Source organism: Pseudomonas sp. P4_C8, from assembly GCF_056401975.1.
The window spans coordinates 108,404-129,415 of sequence record NZ_JBFUIH010000004.1 but is presented as its reverse complement, the minus strand read 5'-3'; the positions used below and the strand labels follow the sequence as shown (position 1 = coordinate 129,415).

Below are 21,012 nucleotides of genomic sequence, written 5' to 3'. Positions count from 1 at the left end.
CAAGAGTCTGAACAGCGCCTGTATAACCCTCGGATAAACGATTTGCCGACCGGTTTTTCATGTTCCTTTCACGAAATAGAGCTTACCCTCAATGAGCCGCGACGGTCCCTCACAAGCCTCCAACGTGCCGACCGGAACAGAAAAAGTCAATTGATGCGATTTGTCACACTTTTTGTGTAACCGATTGAAGCAGCTTATTTTTTATCGACTACGCTTGCCTTGGATCCAATACATCCGGTAACAATGTACGTTCAATTCCAGCCCGAGGTGCCCATGAGTCAGGCGTTTCTCCCCTTCTCCCGTCCCAGTATCGGCGATGAAGAAATTGCAGCGGTAGAGCAAGTATTGCGCTCCGGCTGGATCACCACCGGGCCAAAAAACCAGCAACTGGAAGAGCAGTTCGCCAACTATGTCGGGTGTCGGCACGCCGTTGCACTTTCTTCGGCCACCGGTGGTATGCATATTACGTTGCTGGCATTGGGCATTGGCCCGGGCGACGAAGTCATTACCCCTTCGCAGACGTGGGTGTCCACGGCCAACATGATCTGCCTGCTGGGCGCCACCCCGGTGTTCGTCGACGTTGACCGCGACACACTGATGAGCGATCTCGCAAGCATCGAGGCGGCCATCACCCCGCGTACCAAAGCCATCATTCCAGTGCACTACGCCGGCGCCGCCTTCGACCTCGACCCGCTGTATGCGCTCGCCGACAAACACGGCATTCCTGTGATCGAAGACGCTGCCCACGCCGCCGGCACCTTCTACAAAGGTCGTCACGTCGGCAACAAAGGCACGGCGATCTTCTCGTTCCACGCCATCAAAAACATGACCTGCGCCGAAGGCGCGATGTTCGTCAGCGACGATGAAGCGCTGGCCAGCCGGGTGCGCATGCTCAAGTTTCACGGCCTCGGCGTCGACGCCTACGACCGCATGACCCACGGCCGCAAGCCTCAGGCGCAAGTGATGGAACCGGGTTTCAAATACAACCTGGCCGACGTCAATGCCGCCATCGCCCTGGTGCAACTGGAGCGTCTGGACGACATCAACGCCAAACGCACCGAGCTGGCGCGAACGTACCTGCAACGCCTGGAAGGCTCTGCCGTGCAACCGCTGGCGGTGCCAACCTATCCGCAACAACACGCCTGGCACCTGTTCATCCTGCGCATCGACGCCGAGCGCTGCGGCTTGGACCGTGAAGCCTTCATGAGGGGCTTGCAAGAACAGAACATCGGCACCGGCATCCACTTTATAGCCACGCACCTGCACACGTATTATCGTCAGCGTTTCCCGAACATTTACCTGCCCAACACCGAATGGAATTCGGCACGGCTGTGTTCGATTCCCTTGTTCCCGGACATGACCACCGATGATGTCAATCGTGTGGTCGATGCCATTGAAAATGTTATGGACAGATCTCAGTGAAACCTTACCCAATCCGTTGCGTATCGGTTGTTATCCCGGTCTACAACGAACAAGACAGCCTGCCCGAGTTGCTTCGGCGTACCGAAGCGGCGTGCCAGCAGTTGCACCATGAATACGAAATCGTCCTGGTGGACGACGGCAGCCGAGACAATTCGGCGCAAATCCTCGAAGAGGCCGCCAGTCGCGAGGGCAGCCCGGTGGTCGCGGTAATACTCAACCGCAACTATGGCCAACACGCGGCAATCATGGCCGGTTTCGAACACTGCAAAGGTGATGTCGTCATCACCCTCGATGCCGACCTGCAAAACCCGCCCGAAGAAATTCCGCGACTGGTTGCCCAGGCAGAACTCGGTTATGACGTGGTCGCCACGGTGCGCAACAACCGTCAGGACTCCGCGCTGCGTCGCTGGCCGTCGAAGCTGATCAACCTGGCCGTTCAGCGCTCGACGGGCGTTGCCATGAGCGATTACGGCTGCATGTTGCGCGCTTACCGCCGCACCATCGTCGACGCGATGCTGGCCTGCCGCGAACGCAGCACCTTCATCCCGATCCTGGCCAACAGTTTTGCCCGGCACACCACCGAAATCCCGGTATTGCATGCCGAGCGTGAACACGGTGAATCCAAGTACAGCCCCATGCGCCTGGTCAACCTGATGTTCGACCTGATCACCTGCATGACCACCACGCCTTTGCGGCTGCTGAGCATCGTCGGTTTCGCCATGGCCGGTCTGGGCGTGCTGTTCGCGTTCGCGTTGATTATCTTGCGCCTGGCGTTCGGCGCTGAGTGGGCCGGCGACGGTTCGTTCGTGCTGTTCGCCGTGCTGTTCGTCTTCACCGGAGGGCAATTCATCGGCATGGGTCTGTTGGGCGAGTACCTGGGGCGCATGTACAGCGACGTCCGCGCCCGTCCCCGCTTCTTTGTCGAAAAAGTTTTGCGTAGCCAACCCGCCGCGCCCGCTCCCGTTGTCACCGTTGACGGCCTTACTTCCACTTCTTCCGATCAGGTTCTCTCATGAGCGTAAAAGCTGTTGTCTTCGCCTACCACGATATTGGTTGTGCCGGTATCGAATCCCTGCTCGCGTCCGGCTTTGAAATTGCCGCCGTGTTTACGCATGCCGATGATCCGAAAGAAAACACCTTTTACGGTTCCGTTGCGCAGTTGTGTGCCCAAAAAGGCATCCCGGTGCATGCTCCTGAAGATGCCAACCATCCGCTGTGGATCGAGCGCATCGCCAAACTCAACCCCGATTACCTGTTCTCGTTCTACTACCGCCACCTGTTGAGTGAACCGCTGCTGGCCACCGCCCGCAACGGCGCGTTCAACCTGCACGGCTCGTTGCTGCCACGCTACCGTGGCCGCGCGCCAGCCAATTGGGTGCTGGTGAACGGTGAAACTGAAAGCGGCGTGACCCTGCACCGTATGGTCAAGCGTGCCGACGCCGGTGCGATCATCGCCCAGCAAGCGGTTGCCATCGAGCGCAGCGACACCGCGGTGACCCTGCATGGCAAACTGCGCGTGGCCGCCTCCGACCTGTTGCGCGACACCCTGCCCGCCTTGCTGCAAGGCAAAGTCACCGAAACGGCTCAGGACGAATCCAAAGCCACGGTGTTTGGTCGCCGCACTGCGGCCGACGGCAAACTGCTCTGGAAGAAGTCAGCGGAAGAACTGTTCAACCTGGTCCGCGCCGTGACCCAGCCGTATCCGGGCGCGTTCTGCGATGTGGGCGAGCACAAGCTGATTGTCTGGAGCGCCGAAGTTGCCAAGGGCAATGAAGGCTTGGCACCAGGCCGAGTGATCAGCGTCGACCCACTGCGCATCGCTTGCGGCGAAGACTCGCTGGTGATCACCGCCGGTCAGCGTAACGACAACGGTCTGTACCTGAGCGGCCCGCAACTGGCCAACGAGTTGGGCCTGGTCGACGGTTCCGTCCTGCGCGGCGCCGAATCCGGGCGTAAGCCACGCCGCACCCGTGTACTGATCCTCGGCGTCAACGGCTTCATCGGCAATCACTTGTCCGAGCGCCTGCTGCGCGACGACCAGTATGAGGTTTACGGCCTGGACATCGGTTCGGACGCCATCGACCGCCTGCGCAGCCATCCGAACTTCCATTTCGTCGAAGGCGATATCAGCATTCACTCCGAGTGGATCGAATATCACATCAAGAAGTGCGACGTAGTCCTGCCGCTGGTGGCAATTGCCACGCCGATTGAATACACGCGCAACCCGCTGCGCGTGTTCGAGCTGGATTTCGAAGAAAACCTGAAACTGGTTCGCTACTGCGTCAAATACAACAAGCGCGTGATCTTCCCGTCGACCTCGGAAGTCTATGGCATGTGCCAGGACCAGAACTTCGACGAAGACACCTCCAACCTCGTCGTCGGCCCGATCAACAAGCAACGCTGGATCTACTCGATCTCCAAGCAATTGCTCGACCGGGTCATCTGGGCCTACGGCCAGAAAGGCCTGAACTTCACCCTGTTCCGCCCTTTCAACTGGATGGGCCCACGCCTGGACCGTCTGGACTCGGCGCGTATCGGCAGCTCCCGGGCTATCACCCAGTTGATCCTGAACCTGGTGGAAGGCACACCGATTCGCCTGTTCGATGGCGGCGAGCAAAAGCGCTGCTTTACCGACATTGCTGACGGCGTAGAAGCCCTGGCGCGAATCATCGACAACGAAAATGACGCCTGCAACGGTCAGATTATCAACATCGGCAACCCGGAGAACGAAGCGAGCATTCGTCAGTTGGGCGAAGAACTGCTGCGTCAGTTCGAAGCTCACCCGCTGCGCGACAACTTCCCACCGTTCGCCGGTTTCCGCGACGTAGAAAGCAAAGCGTTCTACGGCACCGGCTACCAGGACGTGTCCCACCGCAAACCAAGCATCGCCAACGCCAAGCGTCTGCTGGACTGGACGCCAACCGTGGAGATGAGCGAGACCATTGGCAACACGCTGGATTTCTTCTTGCGCGAGGCCATGCTCGAAATCGCGGATAAGCGTTGATGCAGGCAGGCCTTCGAATCGATGTCGACACCTACCGAGGCACCCGTGAGGGGGTGCCTCGGCTGCTGGAAATCCTCGACGAGGCGCAGGTCAAGGCGACGTTCTTCTTCAGCGTCGGGCCGGACAACATGGGGCGCCACTTGTGGCGCCTGATCCGCCCGCAGTTTCTCTGGAAAATGCTCCGTTCCAACGCTGCCGGGCTGTACGGCTGGGACATTTTGCTGGCCGGCACCGCCTGGCCAGGCAAACCGATTGGCCGGGACCTGGGGCATTTGATGCGCCAGGCTCAGGCCGCGGGGCATGAGGTCGGTCTGCACGCCTGGGATCACCATGGCTGGCAGGCCAACGCCGGACGCTGGAGCGACGCACAGCTGATCGAGCAGATCCGCCAGGGCGTCGACACGCTCAGCGACATCCTCGGGCAAAAGGTCGACTGTTCGGCCGCTGCCGGTTGGCGCGCGGACGAACGTGTGATCGAAGCCAAAGAAGCGTTCGGCTTTCGCTACAACAGCGATTGCCGTGGGCGCAGCCTGTTTCAACCGACTCTGGCAGGCGGTGGTTTAGGTGCACCACAAATACCGGTGGATCTGCCGACCTTCGATGAGGTGGTCGGTCCAACTGTCGCAGCCGAGGACTTCAACGCGTTCATTCTTGAGCGCTTTTCCCCCGAAAAACTCAACGTCTACACCATTCATGCTGAAGTAGAAGGGATTCTGATGGCCAACGATTTCCGTCAGCTGCTGGCCGATGCACGCCAGCGTGACATTCATTTCCAGCCCTTGGGCGATCTGCTGCCCGACGCCCCCAACACCTTGCCCTCAGGACGTGTCGTACGCGGCGCGCTTGAAGGCCGCGAAGGCTGGTTGGGAGTGCAAGGAGCATGAGCAAACGCTGGGCACTACCCCTCCTGCTGGTCTTGTTCGTCCTCGCCTATCTGCTGCCGCTGGGCACCCATGGTTTGTGGATTCCGGACGAAACCCGCTACGCCCAGATCAGTCAGCACATGCTCCTGAGCGGCAACTGGGTGTCGCCGCACTTCATGAGCGTGCGCTACTTTGAAAAACCGGCGGCAGGTTACTGGATGATCGCTGCAAGCCAGGCCGTGTTCGGTCAGAACTTGTTTGGGGTGCGGTTTGCCTCGGCCCTGAGCCTGGGCCTGAGTGTATTGCTGTGCTTCCTGATCGCCCGCCGGTTGTGGAACGACCCGCGCAAGAGTTTTGCCTGCGCGCTGCTCTACATGAGTTTCAGCGTCATCGCCGCACAGGCCGGTTATGCCAACCTTGATCCGCAGTTCACCTTTTGGGTCAACCTGAGCGTGGTCGGTTTGTGGTTTGCCCTGGACAGCGTCGGTCGTCAGCGCCTTTTCGGCTGGGCAGTACTGGGACTGGCCTGCGGCATGGGCTTCATGACCAAGGGTTTTCTCGCCTGGTTGCTGCCGGTACTGGTCGCCCTGCCCTACATGATCTGGCAAAAACGCTGGAAAGAACTGCTGATCTACGGCCCCGTGGCAATTGTCGTGGCCATCGCGGTGAGCCTGCCGTGGGTGTTGGCGGTTCACTCGCAAGAGCCCGATTACTGGCGGTTCTTCTTCTGGCACGAGCACATTCGCCGCTTTGCCGGTGACGACGCTCAGCATGAAGAGCCGTGGTGGTACTACCTGCCGCTGCTAGTCGCTTTCAGTATGCCGTGGGTGGCGTTGTTGCCGTCGGCACTGAAACAAGCCTGGCAAACCCGACGCCAGGCCAGTATCGGCTTCCTGCTGCTGTGGATGGTGATGCCACTGGTATTTTTCAGCATCAGCAAAGGCAAATTACCGAGTTACATCCTGCCGTGCCTGCTGCCATTGGCCTTGCTCTTGGGTCATGCACTGGCTGATCGACTGAAGCTGGAACAGGGCCGGGTACTGGGGATCAACGGTTTGCTCAACCTGGTGCTGGGCCTGGTTGTCCTGATTGCCCTGGTCTACCTGCAACTGAAAAAACCGCTGTACGACCATGAACTGCACAACCTGGTGCTGGTGTTCATTGGCTTGATCGGCTGGATCATGGCCAACCTGCTGCAAGCCTTCAGGCCGTTGCAATGCTGGGCCGCCCCGGCGTTCGGCAGTCTGCTGCTGATCGGTTTGATTCCCGCCGGCCTGCCCAATTCGGTGGTCGCCAACAAGACACCCGACCAATTCATCCTCCATCACATGGATGAGTTGTCGCAAACCGGCAAACTGCTGAGCAACGATCTCGGCGCCGCGTCGGCTCTGGCCTGGCGCATGAAGCACCCGGATGTGTTCCTTTACAGCTCGGTAGGCGAATTGAAATACGGTCTTGCCTATCCTGATTCGGCTCAGCAGCTAGTCACCGTCGGCCAGGTTGAGCTGTGGATGCAAAACGCCCGCCGCAATGGCTCCGTCGGTGTGGTCATGCGGGTCAAGGGTGAGCAAGAGTTGCAGGAACTCGATCGGTTGCCCAAGGACGGTAAACGCTATGAACAGGGCAATCTGGTGATTCTGATTTTCCCTCAGGTGGCGCCATGAGCCTGCTACTGGTTCTGGTCGCGTGTCTGTTGACGTGCCTGGGTCAGATCGCTCAGAAATTCGCCGTAGAGAGCTGGCGCGACCAGGCTTCGGGATGGTCCGAAAAACTGCGCTCGCCCTGGCTGTGGCTGGCGCTTGCGGCGCTGGGAACGGGTTTGCTGGTCTGGCTGCTGGTCTTGCAGCGACTTGAAGTCGGCATTGCCTACCCGATGCTGAGTCTGAATTTTGTGCTGGTCACACTGGTCGCCCGTTTTGTCTTCCATGAAACGATCGACCGCCAACACTGGTTGGGTGTGGCACTGGTGATCGGTGGCGTGGTTCTGCTGGGGCAACACGCATGAGCCTGCGTCGCGGAATTACCTTCGCCATGGGCAGTGTGCTGCTGGTCAGCGCCGCACAGTTGGGCATGCGCTGGAGCATGACGCGCCTGCCCTCACCGGACCACTGGTTAACAGCCAGCATCGACCCGGTCGCGATAGTGGTCGTGCTCAGCGCCATTATCGCCTACGCCCTTTCGATGCTTTGCTGGCTGGCCGCCCTTCGCGACCTGCCGCTGGGGCGGGCCTATTCGCTGTTGAGCATCAGCTACGCGCTGGTGTACCTGCTGGCCGCCAGCCTGCCACTGTTTAACGAAACGTTCAGTCTTTCAAAAACCCTCGGGGTGGCGTTGGTCATGCTCGGGGTCATCATCATCAACTCTCGTTCAGTTCGTGCGACCGAACTCAGGGATGCGTCATGAAAATCAGTGTATTTGGTAGCGGTTATGTGGGCCTGGTCCAGGCAGCTGTCCTGGCTGAAGTCGGTCACGATGTGATCTGCATGGATATTGACGAGAAGAAAGTCGAATTGCTGCAACAAGGCCACGTCAGCATTTTCGAGCCGGGGCTTGCCAGCCTGGTGCGCGAAAGCCTGGAAGCCAAACGACTGCAATTCACCAGCGACGAAAAAATGGCCGTGCAGCATGGCCAGGTCCTGTTTATTGCAGTGGGCACCCCCTCCCGAGACGACGGCTCGGCGGACCTGAGCTACGTGATGTCGGTCGGCGATGCCGTGGCACGCCATCGTGAACAACCGGTCATTCTGGTGGAGAAATCCACGGTGCCGGTGGGTACGGGTGACGCGTTGCGCGCCCATATCGACAAATGCCTGACGAAGGCCGGCCGCGTGCTGCAGTTCGATATCGTCTCCAACCCCGAGTTTCTGAAAGAAGGCTCGGCTGTCGCCGACTGCCGCCGCCCGGACCGGATCATCATTGGCTGTGAACGTGACGAAGTCCGCGAAGTGATGCGCGACCTCTATGCGCCGTTCAACCGCAACCACGACCGCGTGATGTTCATGGACCTGCGCAGCGCCGAGCTGACCAAATACGCCGCCAACTGCATGCTGGCCACCAAGATCAGCTTCATAAACCAGATCGCCGAGCTGGCCGAGCACTTGGGCGCCGACATCGAATCGGTACGCCTGGGCATCGGCGCCGACTCCCGTATCGGTTACCACTTCATCTACCCCGGCTGCGGTTATGGCGGCTCGTGTTTCCCCAAAGACATGCGCGCACTGATTCACAGCGCCCAGGAAGCGCACTGCTCCAGCGACCTGCTGCAAGCAGTGGAAGCAATCAACGAGCGCCAGAAACACAAGCTGTTCGAGCGGATCAAAGCGTTCTACCGTGGCGACCTGCGCGGCAAGACCTTTGCCGTCTGGGGCCTGGCGTTCAAACCCAATACCGATGACATGCGCGATGCGCCGAGCAGGGTCCTGCTGGAGTCGCTGTGGGCTGCCGGGGCCAACGTGCGAGCGTACGATCCGGAAGCCATGCAGGAAACCCAGCGCCTGTACCCTGACGAGTCGAAACTGATGCTGATGGGCACACCGGAATCCGTCTTGTCGGGCGCCGACGCCTTGATCGTCTGCACCGAGTGGCAGCAGTTCAAAGCGCCGGATTTCGACCTGATCCAGCAGCGTCTGAACGCGCCGGTGATTTTCGACGGGCGTAACCTGTACGACGCCGAACGCCTTGAACGCAGCGGTTTCAAGTACTTCCCGATGGGCCGTGGTGAGTCGCGCAACCTGCCGATTCCGCATCAGCAATGGCCCGCTGATTCGGTCGTCGCTTGATCCCATCATCATCGACCCGACAGCACTCCCTGGGCGTCGGGTTACTGGCACTGATTCTGTTCAGTGCCGGGGTTTACCAGCAGGCGGCCATCGGTTTCGACTCGCGATTCGTGATGTTCGCCCAGGAAATGCTGCGTAACGGGCCATCGGTGTTTCCAACCACCTATGGCCAGCCCTACGCCGACTATTCGGCGGTCTCGACACTGTTCATCTGGGTGCTGTCCCTGCCATTCGGGCAGGTCAACACCCTCAGTGCCTGGTTGCCGAGCGCGCTGGCCGGTGCGGTGATTGTCACGTTGATGTACCGCTTGCTGGCGCCCTACTCGCAACGCTGGGCGCTGCTCAGCATCGCCTTGATGCTGATGACGAACACGTTCATCACCGAAGCCCGCGCCGTGTCCCAGGACCTGATACTCGCGGCGGTCGCGTTTTCGGTGTTTTACCTGGGTTACGCCGCCGACCATTTTGCGGCACGACGCCGTTGGTGGCTGATCTTTGCACTGTTGATCCTTGGCTTCGGGGTTCGCGGACCGATTGGGCTGGTGGTACCCACGGGCATCCTGTGCAGCTACTTCTTGCTTAATCGCCAATGGCGCCACGTGTTCGGCTTCGGCCTGGCAGCAGCGGCGCTGTTGGCGCTGTGTGTCGGCGCACTGTTATGGCTGGCCGATACCGATGGCGGCCCGGCCTTCATGCAGGACGTGGTGCGCATGCAGTTCATGGGCCGCATGGACGGTAGCGAAGGCGCCAGTGACGTGCTGTATTACTTCACCAGCTCGATGGGCAACTATGCGCTCGCCTATCCGCTGGCCTTGCTGGTGTTGGCGGCGGTCGCGTTGACAAAGCCGCGGCAGGCAGGTCCGGCATGGCGCCTGTTGCAGTACTGCGTGGCGGCCGGGTTGATTGTGATGATCGGGTTGTCGATTCCACAGGCGAAAAAGGCCCGCTATCTACTGCCGATGTTGCCGATGGCAGCAATCATCGCGGCGTATCCGTTCCAGGTGGCGCAAGGTCGGTTGTTTGCCGCGTTACGCGGGTTGATGCAGGGGTTATGGCTGCTGATCCCGATACTCATGATCGTTGGATTGGTGGTCGCTCAGCGCCGGTTTCCCGAGCAACTGACGTCGATCCGCTCGATCGTGATCCTGCTCGGTGCGTTGCAAGTCATCGCTCTTGCCACGCTGTTCAAGCCCCGTTGGCGCGCACAGACCTTGGCTTTTTGCGCGGTGCTGGCGGTGTGGTCTGTGTACATGAGCGTGTTCGAACCGGTTGAGCGTCGGCTCTATGACACCCGCACATTCAGCCTTGCCGTCTATGAGCAGGTTCAGGAAGCGCCGGCGCCGCTGGTGTTGCACGGGATGGGCAAAGACGCCAAGGCCATCAAGTTCATGATCAACATCCCGCATGACTTGCAGCCGCTGTTTACCGACTCAATTGCGGAACTGCAAAGTCTCTCCGGACCTGCGTGGTTGATGATGGACCTGAACGCTTACAACGCCTTGCAGGGTACTCCCTTGGGTAACTTGCAGYCGGTGTTGAGCGGGCGTTTCGACAAGAACGATTTCGTGTTGCTGCACTTAGTGCAGTAACGCGGCAACGCCCTACGTAAAACACTCTCGTCCCACCGAAAACTCGGAAACCTCCTACATCCCCCCCGAGACATTTTCAATAAGGGGCCCCTCCGACGAAAAGGAGCGGCACCCCTATGGCCAATCACGGCTACATGACCATCACAGGCAATACCCAAGGACTGATCTCGGCGGGCTGTTCCACTCAAGCATCCATTGGCAATAAATGTCAGACAGGACATACAGACGAAATCATGGTGCTGTCCTATAGCCACAACATGGCCAATATAGGCAACATCAATAAGCCTACACACAGCCCCCTCGTCATCACAAAGAACGTCGACAAGTCCTCTCCGCTACTCGCTCAAGCGCTATCAACCAGAGAAGAAATAAGCTGCGCAATAAACTTCTATCGAATTTCTTCGTTTGGTCTTCAGGAGAAATTCTTCAGCATTGAAATCGAAGGCGGCATTATTGCCAACCTGACACTCGATATGCCCCATGTTGTTTTACAAAACGACGTCGAGCCCCAAGAGCACGTGGCTATTCGTTACCGCGAAATTACCTGGAGACACCATCTCGCGGGCACCAGCGGGCACGGGTCGTGGGGGAACAGTGAATGGGACAGTTGAGGGAGCGCTGCGAAGAAAGTAGTTGCGATTACTGGGCAGTCAGTAAGGCCGCAGCAAACTTGACTCAACAAGCATGCACACTGGGCGCCCGTCATATAAATGACGGGACGCTGCGCCTGCAATTCAATCGCGAGGTGTCTTACTACGCGAGGGAAATTGTTAATGATGTGGCGCAGGGGCGGAAGAGCGCTGATCAGGGATTGGAGGAGATAAAGAGCGAACAGAGTAGTTTGCTTAGTCAGGCGTCGGAGATTGCACAGAAAGGGGTCGGAGTGATTGCAGGCACACTTCAATTCGCAACGGGTGCCGGAATTTGTTATGGGTCGGCGGGAACACTGTGTCTTTTTATTGGGACGCCCATGATGGTCCATGGCGCGAACAATGTTTATGAAAACGGAAGAAATCTCCTAGAGAACCGCGGCGACACTGAAGGACCGATTAGAAAAGGATATCAAGCAGTGGCCAAGTCATTTAAATATACGGAGCGTGAAGGAAACATCGCCTATGGCTCCCTCGACGTCGGGATGTCTATATATGGCGCTGGAAGACTCGTATTGAAGCCTGACGCATGGCGACTATTTAGATACGCACGAACAGATTATGTTCGCGCATATAAAAACACACCTACCCCTGTGCTTTTATTGGAACGCACTGCCGACACAATAACCACACAAGGAATATATAAAGAATGGAAAAACAAAGACAGGGCTAACCAATGATTATTGCAAAAATACAAAGCATAATATTTTCCGTTCGAATTTATCTATTGGTCATTGCTTGTGCCGGCTTCCACACCATGGTTATTTTATCCATAATTACTTACTTTATAGAGATGAATTATATGATTTCCAGACTGGCTGGCATCATTTGTTTTTCCGGCTTATCAGTTTATTTTTTAGTAGCCTTCCCTAAAAAACTTCGGGAAGCATTACAAGGAAAATGATAACAATAAAAAATCAGTTGGCACTCCGCCTTAACTCAACGAAGAAAACTTAACTTACTTGGGCATTCCAGCCCCCGATGCGCTGTCTACAATTGTCCTGATTTACACGTTAGATATATTTGACTTTCAAACCGCCGCTTTCAAATCCACACCCAACGCCTGCGCAAACGCCTTAACTAACGGACTACGTACCGTGTTGTGACGCAGGATCAAATTGAACGGCGTAACGATGTTGATCAGGTCCGGGCGTACGGCGCGAAATTGCCCTTTAGCGACCATGTCTGCGGCGAAATGCTGCGGAAGGAAACCTACGAACCGCCCCGTCTTGATCAACAGCGCCACGGCCTCCACCTGGGTGGCGGACGCCGAGAAACTGTCGTAGTGAGCGAAGTTCAGCTTGTCCCGATGAATCGCGTAACGATGGTTTATGCACTCATGGTGCCTGAGCACATCGTTGCCCATTTCGGCCTCCGGTGTCGAAAACAACGGGTGACCGACGGCGCAATAAACTTCCGAGCGTTCTTCATACAGCGCGTAGTAATCAAATTCCTCTCTTTTTTGATACACCGGCACGATGCCCGCCACTAATCGCCCCTCTACTACACCCCTTTCCACCTCATCCAGTTGAGAAGCCTGAAGTTGAAACCTTACTTTCGGTGACTCTTCGTTAATTCGTCTAAGCGCTGCAACTAACGGTGAATTAGCATCGGAAATCGTATTATCAATAACCCCCACACCCAGATCGCCGATTAGTTCGTTTTGTGCTGAACTAAGGCGATCTCGAAAGTTGTCGACCGAGGCAAACAAGTCGATCGACGCCTGATACACCAAACTGCCTTCTTCGGTCAGATGAAAGCCTTCTCGACCCCGGGTACACAGGCGCATGCCGATACGGATTTCCAGGTCGGAGATCTGTTTGCTGATGGCCGCCAGCCCCACATTCAGCTCGTTTTGCGCCGCACTAAAGCCCCCGGCCTCGACCACCGCCTTGAATACTTTAAGCAGTTTGAAATCCAGCCCACTTAGGGCCAGCGGCGCCCGTTGCAGCGGTTTTGGCGGCGGGTTTCCGGAATTGGAAAGTGGGGTTTCCATAATGCTTATTTACCTCTGGCGCCGTATTCAACAATCTGTGTCCAACAACAAAAATAGTGCCGGTAAATAATAATGACCACAGAAAACCAGGCTTGGCAACCGCCAATAAATTCCGTACTTCAGTGCCAACGCACTGATGTCCAACGACTAAAAGCTGACACTTCGATCAGCTCTCGTGACTTCGCAACTGCGCTTATCCCCTGCCCTTGAATTATTGATTAGGCCGAACCTCGCCCGAATGATTTTCGACGCGTGTTCCGGGCCCGGCATACCGATTTCAGTTCGCTTTACCGACGAGGAAAACAACAATGTCCCAAACCACCGACCGTCTCTGGGGTGCTCGCTTCAAAAGCGGCCCGTCCGAAGCCCTCGCGGCCCTGTCCCGTTGCCCTGAGCGCTACTTTCGCCTCACCCCTTACGACCTCGCCGGTTCCAAGGCGCATGCCCGTGAACTGCAACGTGCCGGGCTGCTGGACGAGCAAGAAACCCTCACCATGCTCGAAGCGCTGGAGCGCATCGGTGATGACTTCCGCGCCGGCCGCATTGCACCGACGCTAGACGATGAAGACGTCCACACCTTCATCGAGCGTCTGCTGACCGAACGCCTCGGTGCCTTGGGTGGCAAGCTGCGCGCCGGCCGCTCGCGCAACGACCAGACCGCCAACGACCTGCGCCTGTTCCTGCGTGATCACGTCCGCACCCTGGCCGTTGAAGTGCTGGCCCTGCAACAGGCACTGGTCGATCAGGCCGAGCAACACATTGAAAGCATCTGCCCTGGTTTCACTCACCTGCAACAAGCGCAGCCGATCGTCTTCGCTCACCACTTGCTGGCCCACGCCCAATCGATGCTGCGTGACGTGCAACGCCTGGTGGATTGGGACGTGCGCACCTCACTGTCGCCACTCGGCGCCGCCGCCATGGCCGGTTCCGCCATCGCTCGGCTGCCGCAGCAGTCGGCCAGGGAAATGGGCTACAGCGGCGTCTGCGAAAACTCCATCGACGCCGTCGCCAGCCGCGATCACGTTGCCGAGTTCCTGTTTATTGCGAGCATGCTCGGGATCAACATTTCCCGCCTCGCCGAAGAATTCTGCCTGTGGTCATCGCGGCAATTCCGCTGGGTCGCCCTGGACGATGCCTATGCCACCGGCAGTTCGATCATGCCGCAGAAGAAAAACCCGGACATCGCCGAACTGGCCCGGGGCAAGGCAGGGCGTTTGATCGGTAACCTGACCGGCCTGCTCTCCACGCTGAAATCGTTGCCGCTGTCATACAACCGCGACTTGAGCGAAGACAAAAACGGCGTGCTCGACAGCGTCGACACATTGTTGCTGGTATTGCCAGCCATGGCCGGGATGGTCGCGACCATGAAGGTCAACGTCGAAGAATTGCGACGACAGGCACCGCTCGGCTTCACTCTCGCTACCGAAGTCGCTGACTGGCTGGCGATGCGCGGCGTACCGTTTAAGGAAGCGCATGAGATTACCGGCGCGCTGGTCCAGGCTTGCGAGAAACACGACATCGAATTGTGGGAAGCCTCGCCGGCGCTGCTGGCCGAGATCGACCCGCGCCTGACGCCTGAAGTGCGTGACAGCCTGACGCTGGAAGCCGCCATCGCCGCACGCAGTGGCTGGGGCGGCACCGCGCCGCAACAGGTACGCGAGCAGATCGGCCGCCTGAAAAACGCCCTCGCCGCGCAGCACGAATGGACCGAGAACTATCAAGGTTTCCGGCTCTGATCGACAACGAAAAACCTGTAGGAGCCGAGCTTGCTCGCGATAGCGGTCTGACATTCAGCACTGATGTTGTCTGACACACAGCCATCGCGAGCAAGCTCGGCTCCTACGGGGATTGTGCTTGACCTGATACACCAGCGTACGGAGAAACAACATGAGCCAGACCCAGGCAGAACGACTCCAGTCGGAGCGCAAACTGGCAGAAAACCAGTTCGACATCACTCAGTACCAGCATGTGCCACGGCGTTATTACGGGCGGATTTTCTTTGCCACCGTCATCGTCATCGCCATTCTCGCACTGGTGCGGGCCTTTGCCGAAGGCAAGATCGAATGGTCGTACATCGGCCAGTTCCTGACGTCCCAAGCGATCATGTGGGGCTTGCTCAACACCATCGTCATGGCCGTGCTGGCGATGGCGCTGGGCATTATTTTCGGGGTGATCACCGCCGTCATGCGCATGTCGGCCAACCCGATCCTGCGCTACGTGGCAGTGACTTACACCTGGCTGTTTCGCGGCACGCCGCTGATCCTGCAGCTGCTGTTGTGGTTCAACCTGGCGTTGATTTTCCCCACCATCGGCATCCCCGGCCTGTTCGAAATGGACACCGTGAGCCTGATGACGCCGTTCGCGGCCGCCCTGCTCGGCTTGAGCATCAACCAGGGCGCCTACACCGCTGAAGTGGTGCGCGCCGGACTGCTGTCGGTGGACACCGGTCAATACGAAGCCGCCAAGTCGATCGGTATGCCGCGCCTGCAAGCACTGCGCCGAATCATTCTGCCGCAGGCCATGCGCATCATCATTCCGCCGGTCGGTAACGAGTTCATCGGCATGGTGAAAATGACCTCCCTGGCGAGCGTTATCCAGTACTCGGAACTGCTCTACAACGCCCAGAACATCTACTACGCCAACGCCCGCGTGATGGAGCTGCTGATCGTCGCCGGTATCTGGTACCTGGCCACGGTCACCGTGCTCTCCTTTGGTCAAAGCCGTCTGGAGCGTCGTTTCGCTCGCGGCGCCGGCAAGCGTTCTTGAGGAACCCCACATGAGAAGCATCGTCAAGGCCGTGAGCCTCAACAAGTACTACGACCATTTCCACGCGCTCAAGGACATCAACATCGAGGTCGAGCAAGGCGAAGTGCTATGCATCATTGGCCCGTCCGGCTCCGGCAAAAGTACTTTGCTGCGTTGCGTCAACCAGCTGGAAAAAATCGACAAGGGCGGCCTGTGGGTCGACGGCGAACTGGTGGGTTACCGGATCGTCGGCAACAAACTGCATGAACTCAACGAGTCGCAAATTGCCCGTCAACGCCTGGCCACCGGCATGGTGTTCCAGCGTTTCAACCTGTTCCCGCACATGACTGTGCTGCAAAACATCATCGAAGGGCCGTGCCAGGTGCTCAAGCGTTCGCCCAAAGAGGCGCACGAAGAAGCCGTGGAACTGCTCGCCCGCGTCGGCTTGGCCGACAAACGCAACAGTTACCCGATCGAGCTTTCGGGGGGGCAGCAACAACGCGTGGCCATTGCCCGTGCCCTGGCCATGCGCCCCAAGCTGATGCTGTTCGATGAACCCACTTCGGCACTCGACCCGGAACTGGTCGGTGAGGTGCTGTCGGTCATGCGCGATCTGGCGCAAACCGGCATGACCATGATCGTCGTCACCCATGAACTGGGCTTCGCTCGCGAGGTTTCCAACCGCATGGTGTTCATGGACGAAGGACAGATCGTGGAGGCTGGAAGCCCCGAAGAAATACTAATAAGTCCGCAAAACCCGCGCACCCAAAGCTTCATTTCTGCCGTTCGAACCTAAGCGCCAGTCTCAGAAACCAAGAGCTGCGTAACAACACTCATAAGAGAACGACCATGAAGAACTTCGTTATTCCAGCAGTACTCGCAAGCGTTATGGCCTCAGGCTTCACCGTGGCGGCCGAATTGCCGGCCAGCATCAAGGAAAAGGGCGAGATCGTGGTAGCGATCATGCCGAACTACCCGCCAATGGATTTCAAAGACCCTGCCACCAACACCCTCACCGGCCTCGACTATGACTTGGGCAATGCCCTGGCCGAGCGTCTGGGCGTGAAGATCAAATGGCAGGAAACCGGTTTCGAACAAATGATCAACGCGCTGACTACCGACCGCGTGGACATGGTGATGTCCGGCATGACCGACACCGCCGAGCGTCAGGCCAGCGTGACCTTCGTTGACTACTTCACCAGCGGTCCACAGTTCTACACCTTGCAGAAGAACAAGGACTTCAACGAAATCACCGACCTGTGCGGCAAGAAAGTCGGCACCAGCCGCCGCACCACGTTCCCGGCGGAAATCGCAGAGTGGAGCAAAACCAACTGCGAAGCAGCCGGCAAGCCTGCGATCAATGTGATCGGCACCGAAGGTTCGGCCGATGCCCGCGCGCAACTGCGTCAGAGCCGTATTGACGCGGCGATGCAGGGCAGCGAGACCCTGCCGTACCTCAAGACTCAGGAAAAGGACATGTACAAAACCCTGGGCCTGCCGATTTCCGTGCAGTTCACCGGGTTGGGCGTGAGCAAGAAAAAGCCTGAGTTGAGTGAATCGGTGAAGGTTGCGTTGCAGAGCATGATTGATGACGGCAGCTACCAGACCATTTTGAAGAAATGGGACCTGGAACTGGGCGCGATCAAGACGGTGACCATCAACGCCGGCAAATAACACGCTGATCTGTAGCAGCTGCCGAGCCTGCGAGGCTGCGTTCGAGGACGAAGTCCTCGCAAATCCAATGCACGCGGTTTGCCTGAAGGACCGCGTTGCCTGTTTTACGACGGCTACGCCGCCGGACGCAGCCTCGCAGGCTCGACAGCTGCTACGGGTGTTTCAACCTTAATTTTGCGGAGTGCCACTGATGTCCTCCTCGCTGCAACCCACCTGGCCAGACCAGCACAAAGCCTGCCTTGCACTGGCCTTCGACCTCGACGGCCCGACTGGCGATGCCATGCTCAACGGCTCGATCTGGCACAAGCCCGAGTACTTCGGTTTCGGCGGTTACGGCCCTTACCGGGCACTGCCGCGAATCCTCGATGTGCTCGACGAGTACCGGATCCCGACCACGTTCTTCGTTCCGGCCTGGGTGGTAGAGAACTGGCCGAAACAGTGCCGGGCGATTGTCGAGCGCGGGCATGAGGTGGCTTACCACGGCTACAAACACGAATCCTTTTACGCCTTGTCGCTGGACCAGCAAAAGGACGTTATGAAGAAATCCCGCGAGGTGTTCTGGAAGCACCTGGCCATCCGCGCCGAAGGCTTCCGCACTCCCTCCGGCGATTGGCGCGCCGAGACCCCGGCGATGCTGGTTGAAGCCGGCGTGACCTATTCCAGCAGCATGCGCGGCGATGACCGGCCGTATCTGGTGAAAGTGCCCGGCCACGACACGCCACTGGTGGAAATCCCCGGTCGCTGGGAAATGGACGATTACGCCTCCCTCGCCTACACCCGCGCCCCGGACTTCCCTTGCGGCCTGGATCGCACCGCCAGCTATGAGCTGACGCTCGACAACTGGTGTCGCGAATACGATGGCGCGATGAACGAAGGCCTGTGCCTGACCACCCTGTTCCACCCCAAGATCACCGGTAAACCGGGGCGAATCCTGTTACTGGAAAAACTCTTCGAACACATGCGCCAGCGCGATGACGTGTGGTTCGCCACGTGCCGCGATGTCGCCCAGTGGTGGCTGAAGGAGCATCACCATGGCTGATTCCACTGTCTGGCCCAAAAGCAAGCGCTGCGCCGTTGTGTTGACCGTTGATTACAACGACATCCACGGCATTCTGACTCAGGCGCCTGAAGTAGCCGGGCGCGACAAGACGCTGTCCGTCTGGCGTTATGGCACCCAGCGCGGTGTCGAGCGTTTGCTTGGTTTATTCAAGGAATTGGGGGTGTCCAGCAGTTGGTGCATTCCGGGCATCGTCGCCGAGGAAAACCCCGAGCACATCCGCGCGATTCAGGCAGGCGGGCATGAAATCGCCTGTTCAGGCTATCGCCATCAGAACTACGACACGCTCGATCTCGCCCAACAGAGCGCCGAGATAGCCAAAGGTTGCGCGGCGCTGATGGCGCTGACTGGCCAGCGCCCAACGGGATTTCGCATCCCGGCCGGCAACGGTGCGCCGGGTTTCATCGAGGCATTGAGGGATCATGGCATTCGCTGGTCCTCGTCGTGGCGTGGCGATGACTTGCCGTTCGCGCACCCGACCGCGCCCGACGTCATTGAACTACCGCTGCACTATGAAATGGAAGACGAGCCCTACTTCGCCTTCAACCTCAGCCCCGCCGTGCCCCCCGCACAATCACGGATCGCTTCTTACAGCCACACCCTGGGCAACCTGCAAATGGATTTCGCCGGATTCCACCGGTTTGGTCTGTGCTACGTGCTGCGGTTGCACCCGGAGATCATTGCCACGCCGGGACGAATCGGTGTGCTGCGCGAATTGCTTGAGGGCATTCAGCAGCACGATGACGTGTGGATCGCCACGGCCGGTGAGGTCGCACAATGGTGGGCTGACTCGGCACAGGCAGTGACCGAGGACCACCCGGCCTGCGTGTATGAGCGCCATTATCGGGACTACTTGATATGACCGAACGCATGCATCGACTGGCGCAGTTTTGCGTCGATACACGCTATGAGGACTTGCCACCGGCCTTGGTGGCGCAAGCCAAACGGCACATCCTCGATACCTTCGGTGCGACGTTGGCCGGTTCTATCAGTGACGTGGCGAAACTGGCACAGCACGTATTCGCCGGTGAAACCGGCGAAACCCTGGTCTGGGGCACTGGACAGCGGGTCGGGGCTATTCAGGCGGCCATGCTCAACGGAGTCGCTGCCCATGCCCTGGAACTGGACGACACCGGTGGCTGTGACCATTCCGGCGCGGTGGTGCTGCCGGCGGTCATGGCTGCGGTATCGATGTCGCCAACCCCTGTGAGCGGCCGCGAATTGATCACCGCCGTGGTCATCGGCTACGAAGTCGGCCGTCGGGTGCTCGAAGCCTGCGGCGGTTATTCGGCGCACAACGGCGCGGGGTGGCATTCCACCGCAACGTGCGGTGTCTTCGGCGCCGCTGCGGCGAGCGCACGGATTCTGCGCCTGGATATTCAGCAAACGTTATCGGCGCTGGGCATCGCCGGCAGTTTCAGTGGCGGGTTGTGGGCCTTTATCCACGACGGTTCTCACAGCAAAAAACTGCACAGTGGCCGCGCCGCTGAAGGTGGATTGCTGGCGACGCGGTTTGCCCAACAAGGCATCAGCGGGCCGACGATGTTGTTCGATGATGTCTGGGGCGGGTTTCTGAAAACCCTCGCCGGTGTGACGTCTCAACCAGAGGCGCTGGATGCAGATCTCGGCGTCGTCTGGAAACTCGCCCGCTGCTCGATCAAGCCTTACGCCTCTTGCCGGGGAACACATTCAGCCATCGACGCATTGGGGCTGTTGCTGGATCAATTGCAGGTTGAAGTCGATCAAGTGGAAGACATTCATGTTTTGCTGTGCGAGTTTCTTCAAAATATGTGCGGTGGCCAGGAGGTGAGCACACTGGCGGCGGCGCAGATGAGCTTGCCGTATGCCCTGGCTGCACGCTTGGTTCACGGTCATTGCCGGCTGCAAGCGTATGACGAGGCACAGCGTAAAGATCCGCGCATCGCGCACTGGATGTCGCGCATTTGCCTTGAAGTGGACCCGCAGTTGTCAGAGGATGGCGAGCCCGTCGTCAGCTTGCGAACCGTGGACGGTCGGCAGGCGAGCCTGTGTGTTCAATTGCCGCTGGGTGCACCGGGCAATCCGCTGAGTGATGCGGCGCTGGAACAGAAATTTTTCAGTCTGGCTGGGCGGGTGATGTCGCAGGAGCAGGCGACAGAGTTGCTTGGGCAGTTGTGGCGGCTGGATGAGATGGAATCGGTTCGTTCGCTGGATCGGTGGCTGGGTTGATCAAGGTGTTGAATCGGCTGACGCC

General features: G+C 58.6%; 19 protein-coding genes. 18 read left to right on the top strand and 1 reads right to left on the bottom strand.

The window, feature by feature from the left end:
- Window positions 1-273 precede the first annotated feature (273 nt).
- The 11 genes from arnB to AC1DWM_RS03585 all read left to right on the top strand — a co-directional run bounded on the left by arnB (window position 274) and on the right by AC1DWM_RS03585 (window position 11,987).
- Complete coding sequence (arnB, locus tag AC1DWM_RS03635; protein ID WP_477794637.1) at window positions 274-1,422, top strand: UDP-4-amino-4-deoxy-L-arabinose aminotransferase; 1,149 nt, start codon at window positions 274-276, stop codon at window positions 1,420-1,422.
- The gene (gene arnC, locus AC1DWM_RS03630) at window positions 1,419-2,438 is read left to right on the top strand and encodes an undecaprenyl-phosphate 4-deoxy-4-formamido-L-arabinose transferase (RefSeq protein WP_477794636.1); all 1,020 of its coding nucleotides are present in this window, start codon (window positions 1,419-1,421) and stop codon (window positions 2,436-2,438) included. Before arnB ends, arnC begins: the two co-directional genes overlap by 4 nt.
- Window positions 2,435-4,426, top strand: coding sequence for a bifunctional UDP-4-amino-4-deoxy-L-arabinose formyltransferase/UDP-glucuronic acid oxidase ArnA (gene arnA / locus AC1DWM_RS03625; protein ID WP_477794635.1), 1,992 nt, complete (start codon window positions 2,435-2,437; stop codon window positions 4,424-4,426). The genes arnC and arnA overlap by 4 nt, the downstream gene beginning before the upstream one ends.
- Window positions 4,426-5,310: a 4-deoxy-4-formamido-L-arabinose-phosphoundecaprenol deformylase gene (gene arnD / locus AC1DWM_RS03620; protein ID WP_223513667.1), complete on the top strand. Its 885-nt coding sequence runs from the start codon at window positions 4,426-4,428 to the stop codon at window positions 5,308-5,310. Before arnA ends, arnD begins: the two co-directional genes overlap by 1 nt.
- On the top strand, window positions 5,307-6,953 hold the full coding sequence (arnT, locus tag AC1DWM_RS03615; protein ID WP_223513664.1) for a lipid IV(A) 4-amino-4-deoxy-L-arabinosyltransferase: 1,647 nt from the start codon (window positions 5,307-5,309) through the stop codon (window positions 6,951-6,953). The genes arnD and arnT overlap by 4 nt, the downstream gene beginning before the upstream one ends.
- On the top strand, window positions 6,950-7,294 hold the full coding sequence (gene arnE / locus AC1DWM_RS03610; RefSeq protein WP_223513661.1) for a 4-amino-4-deoxy-L-arabinose-phosphoundecaprenol flippase subunit ArnE: 345 nt from the start codon (window positions 6,950-6,952) through the stop codon (window positions 7,292-7,294). Before arnT ends, arnE begins: the two co-directional genes overlap by 4 nt.
- Window positions 7,291-7,692 (top strand): 4-amino-4-deoxy-L-arabinose-phosphoundecaprenol flippase subunit ArnF, encoded by a 402-nt coding sequence (gene arnF, locus AC1DWM_RS03605; RefSeq protein ID WP_223513658.1) that lies wholly within the window; start codon window positions 7,291-7,293, stop codon window positions 7,690-7,692. Before arnE ends, arnF begins: the two co-directional genes overlap by 4 nt.
- A complete protein-coding gene (locus AC1DWM_RS03600) occupies window positions 7,689-9,068 on the top strand; it encodes a UDP-glucose dehydrogenase family protein (protein WP_411741837.1) in 1,380 nt (459 codons plus the stop codon). The genes arnF and AC1DWM_RS03600 overlap by 4 nt, the downstream gene beginning before the upstream one ends.
- Window positions 9,069-9,121: 53 nt before the next feature.
- On the top strand, window positions 9,122-10,657 hold the full coding sequence (locus AC1DWM_RS03595) for an ArnT family glycosyltransferase (RefSeq protein WP_477794653.1): 1,536 nt from the start codon (window positions 9,122-9,124) through the stop codon (window positions 10,655-10,657).
- Between the two features lie 116 nt (window positions 10,658-10,773).
- On the top strand, window positions 10,774-11,268 hold the full coding sequence (locus AC1DWM_RS03590; protein WP_223513655.1) for an Hcp family type VI secretion system effector: 495 nt from the start codon (window positions 10,774-10,776) through the stop codon (window positions 11,266-11,268).
- Window positions 11,256-11,987 (top strand): DUF4225 domain-containing protein, encoded by a 732-nt coding sequence (locus AC1DWM_RS03585; protein WP_477794634.1) that lies wholly within the window; start codon window positions 11,256-11,258, stop codon window positions 11,985-11,987. The genes AC1DWM_RS03590 and AC1DWM_RS03585 overlap by 13 nt, the downstream gene beginning before the upstream one ends.
- A 350-nt stretch (window positions 11,988-12,337) precedes the next feature.
- Here AC1DWM_RS03585 and AC1DWM_RS03580 read toward each other — a convergent pair whose 3' ends face one another.
- Window positions 12,338-13,303, bottom strand: coding sequence for a LysR family transcriptional regulator (locus tag AC1DWM_RS03580; protein WP_477794633.1), 966 nt, complete (start codon window positions 13,301-13,303; stop codon window positions 12,338-12,340).
- A gap of 308 nt (window positions 13,304-13,611) precedes the next feature.
- Between AC1DWM_RS03580 and argH the strand changes: the two genes are divergently transcribed.
- The 7 genes from argH to AC1DWM_RS03545 all read left to right on the top strand — a co-directional run bounded on the left by argH (window position 13,612) and on the right by AC1DWM_RS03545 (window position 20,987).
- Window positions 13,612-15,039, top strand: a complete 1,428-nt coding sequence (gene argH / locus AC1DWM_RS03575; protein ID WP_477794632.1) for an argininosuccinate lyase — start codon at window positions 13,612-13,614, stop codon at window positions 15,037-15,039.
- A gap of 151 nt (window positions 15,040-15,190) precedes the next feature.
- Complete coding sequence (locus tag AC1DWM_RS03570) at window positions 15,191-16,069, top strand: amino acid ABC transporter permease (RefSeq protein ID WP_223513644.1); 879 nt, start codon at window positions 15,191-15,193, stop codon at window positions 16,067-16,069.
- A 10-nt stretch (window positions 16,070-16,079) separates the two neighbouring features.
- Window positions 16,080-16,844 (top strand): amino acid ABC transporter ATP-binding protein, encoded by a 765-nt coding sequence (locus AC1DWM_RS03565; RefSeq protein ID WP_223513642.1) that lies wholly within the window; start codon window positions 16,080-16,082, stop codon window positions 16,842-16,844.
- A gap of 53 nt (window positions 16,845-16,897) precedes the next feature.
- Window positions 16,898-17,722 (top strand): ABC transporter substrate-binding protein, encoded by an 825-nt coding sequence (locus AC1DWM_RS03560; protein ID WP_223513639.1) that lies wholly within the window; start codon window positions 16,898-16,900, stop codon window positions 17,720-17,722.
- Window positions 17,723-17,912: 190 nt separating this feature from the next.
- The gene (locus AC1DWM_RS03555) at window positions 17,913-18,761 is read left to right on the top strand and encodes a polysaccharide deacetylase family protein (RefSeq protein WP_223513637.1); all 849 of its coding nucleotides are present in this window, start codon (window positions 17,913-17,915) and stop codon (window positions 18,759-18,761) included.
- A complete protein-coding gene (locus AC1DWM_RS03550; RefSeq protein ID WP_477794631.1) occupies window positions 18,754-19,641 on the top strand; it encodes a polysaccharide deacetylase family protein in 888 nt (295 codons plus the stop codon). Before AC1DWM_RS03555 ends, AC1DWM_RS03550 begins: the two co-directional genes overlap by 8 nt.
- A complete protein-coding gene (locus AC1DWM_RS03545; RefSeq protein WP_477794630.1) occupies window positions 19,638-20,987 on the top strand; it encodes an MmgE/PrpD family protein in 1,350 nt (449 codons plus the stop codon). Before AC1DWM_RS03550 ends, AC1DWM_RS03545 begins: the two co-directional genes overlap by 4 nt.
- Window positions 20,988-21,012 lie beyond the last annotated feature (25 nt).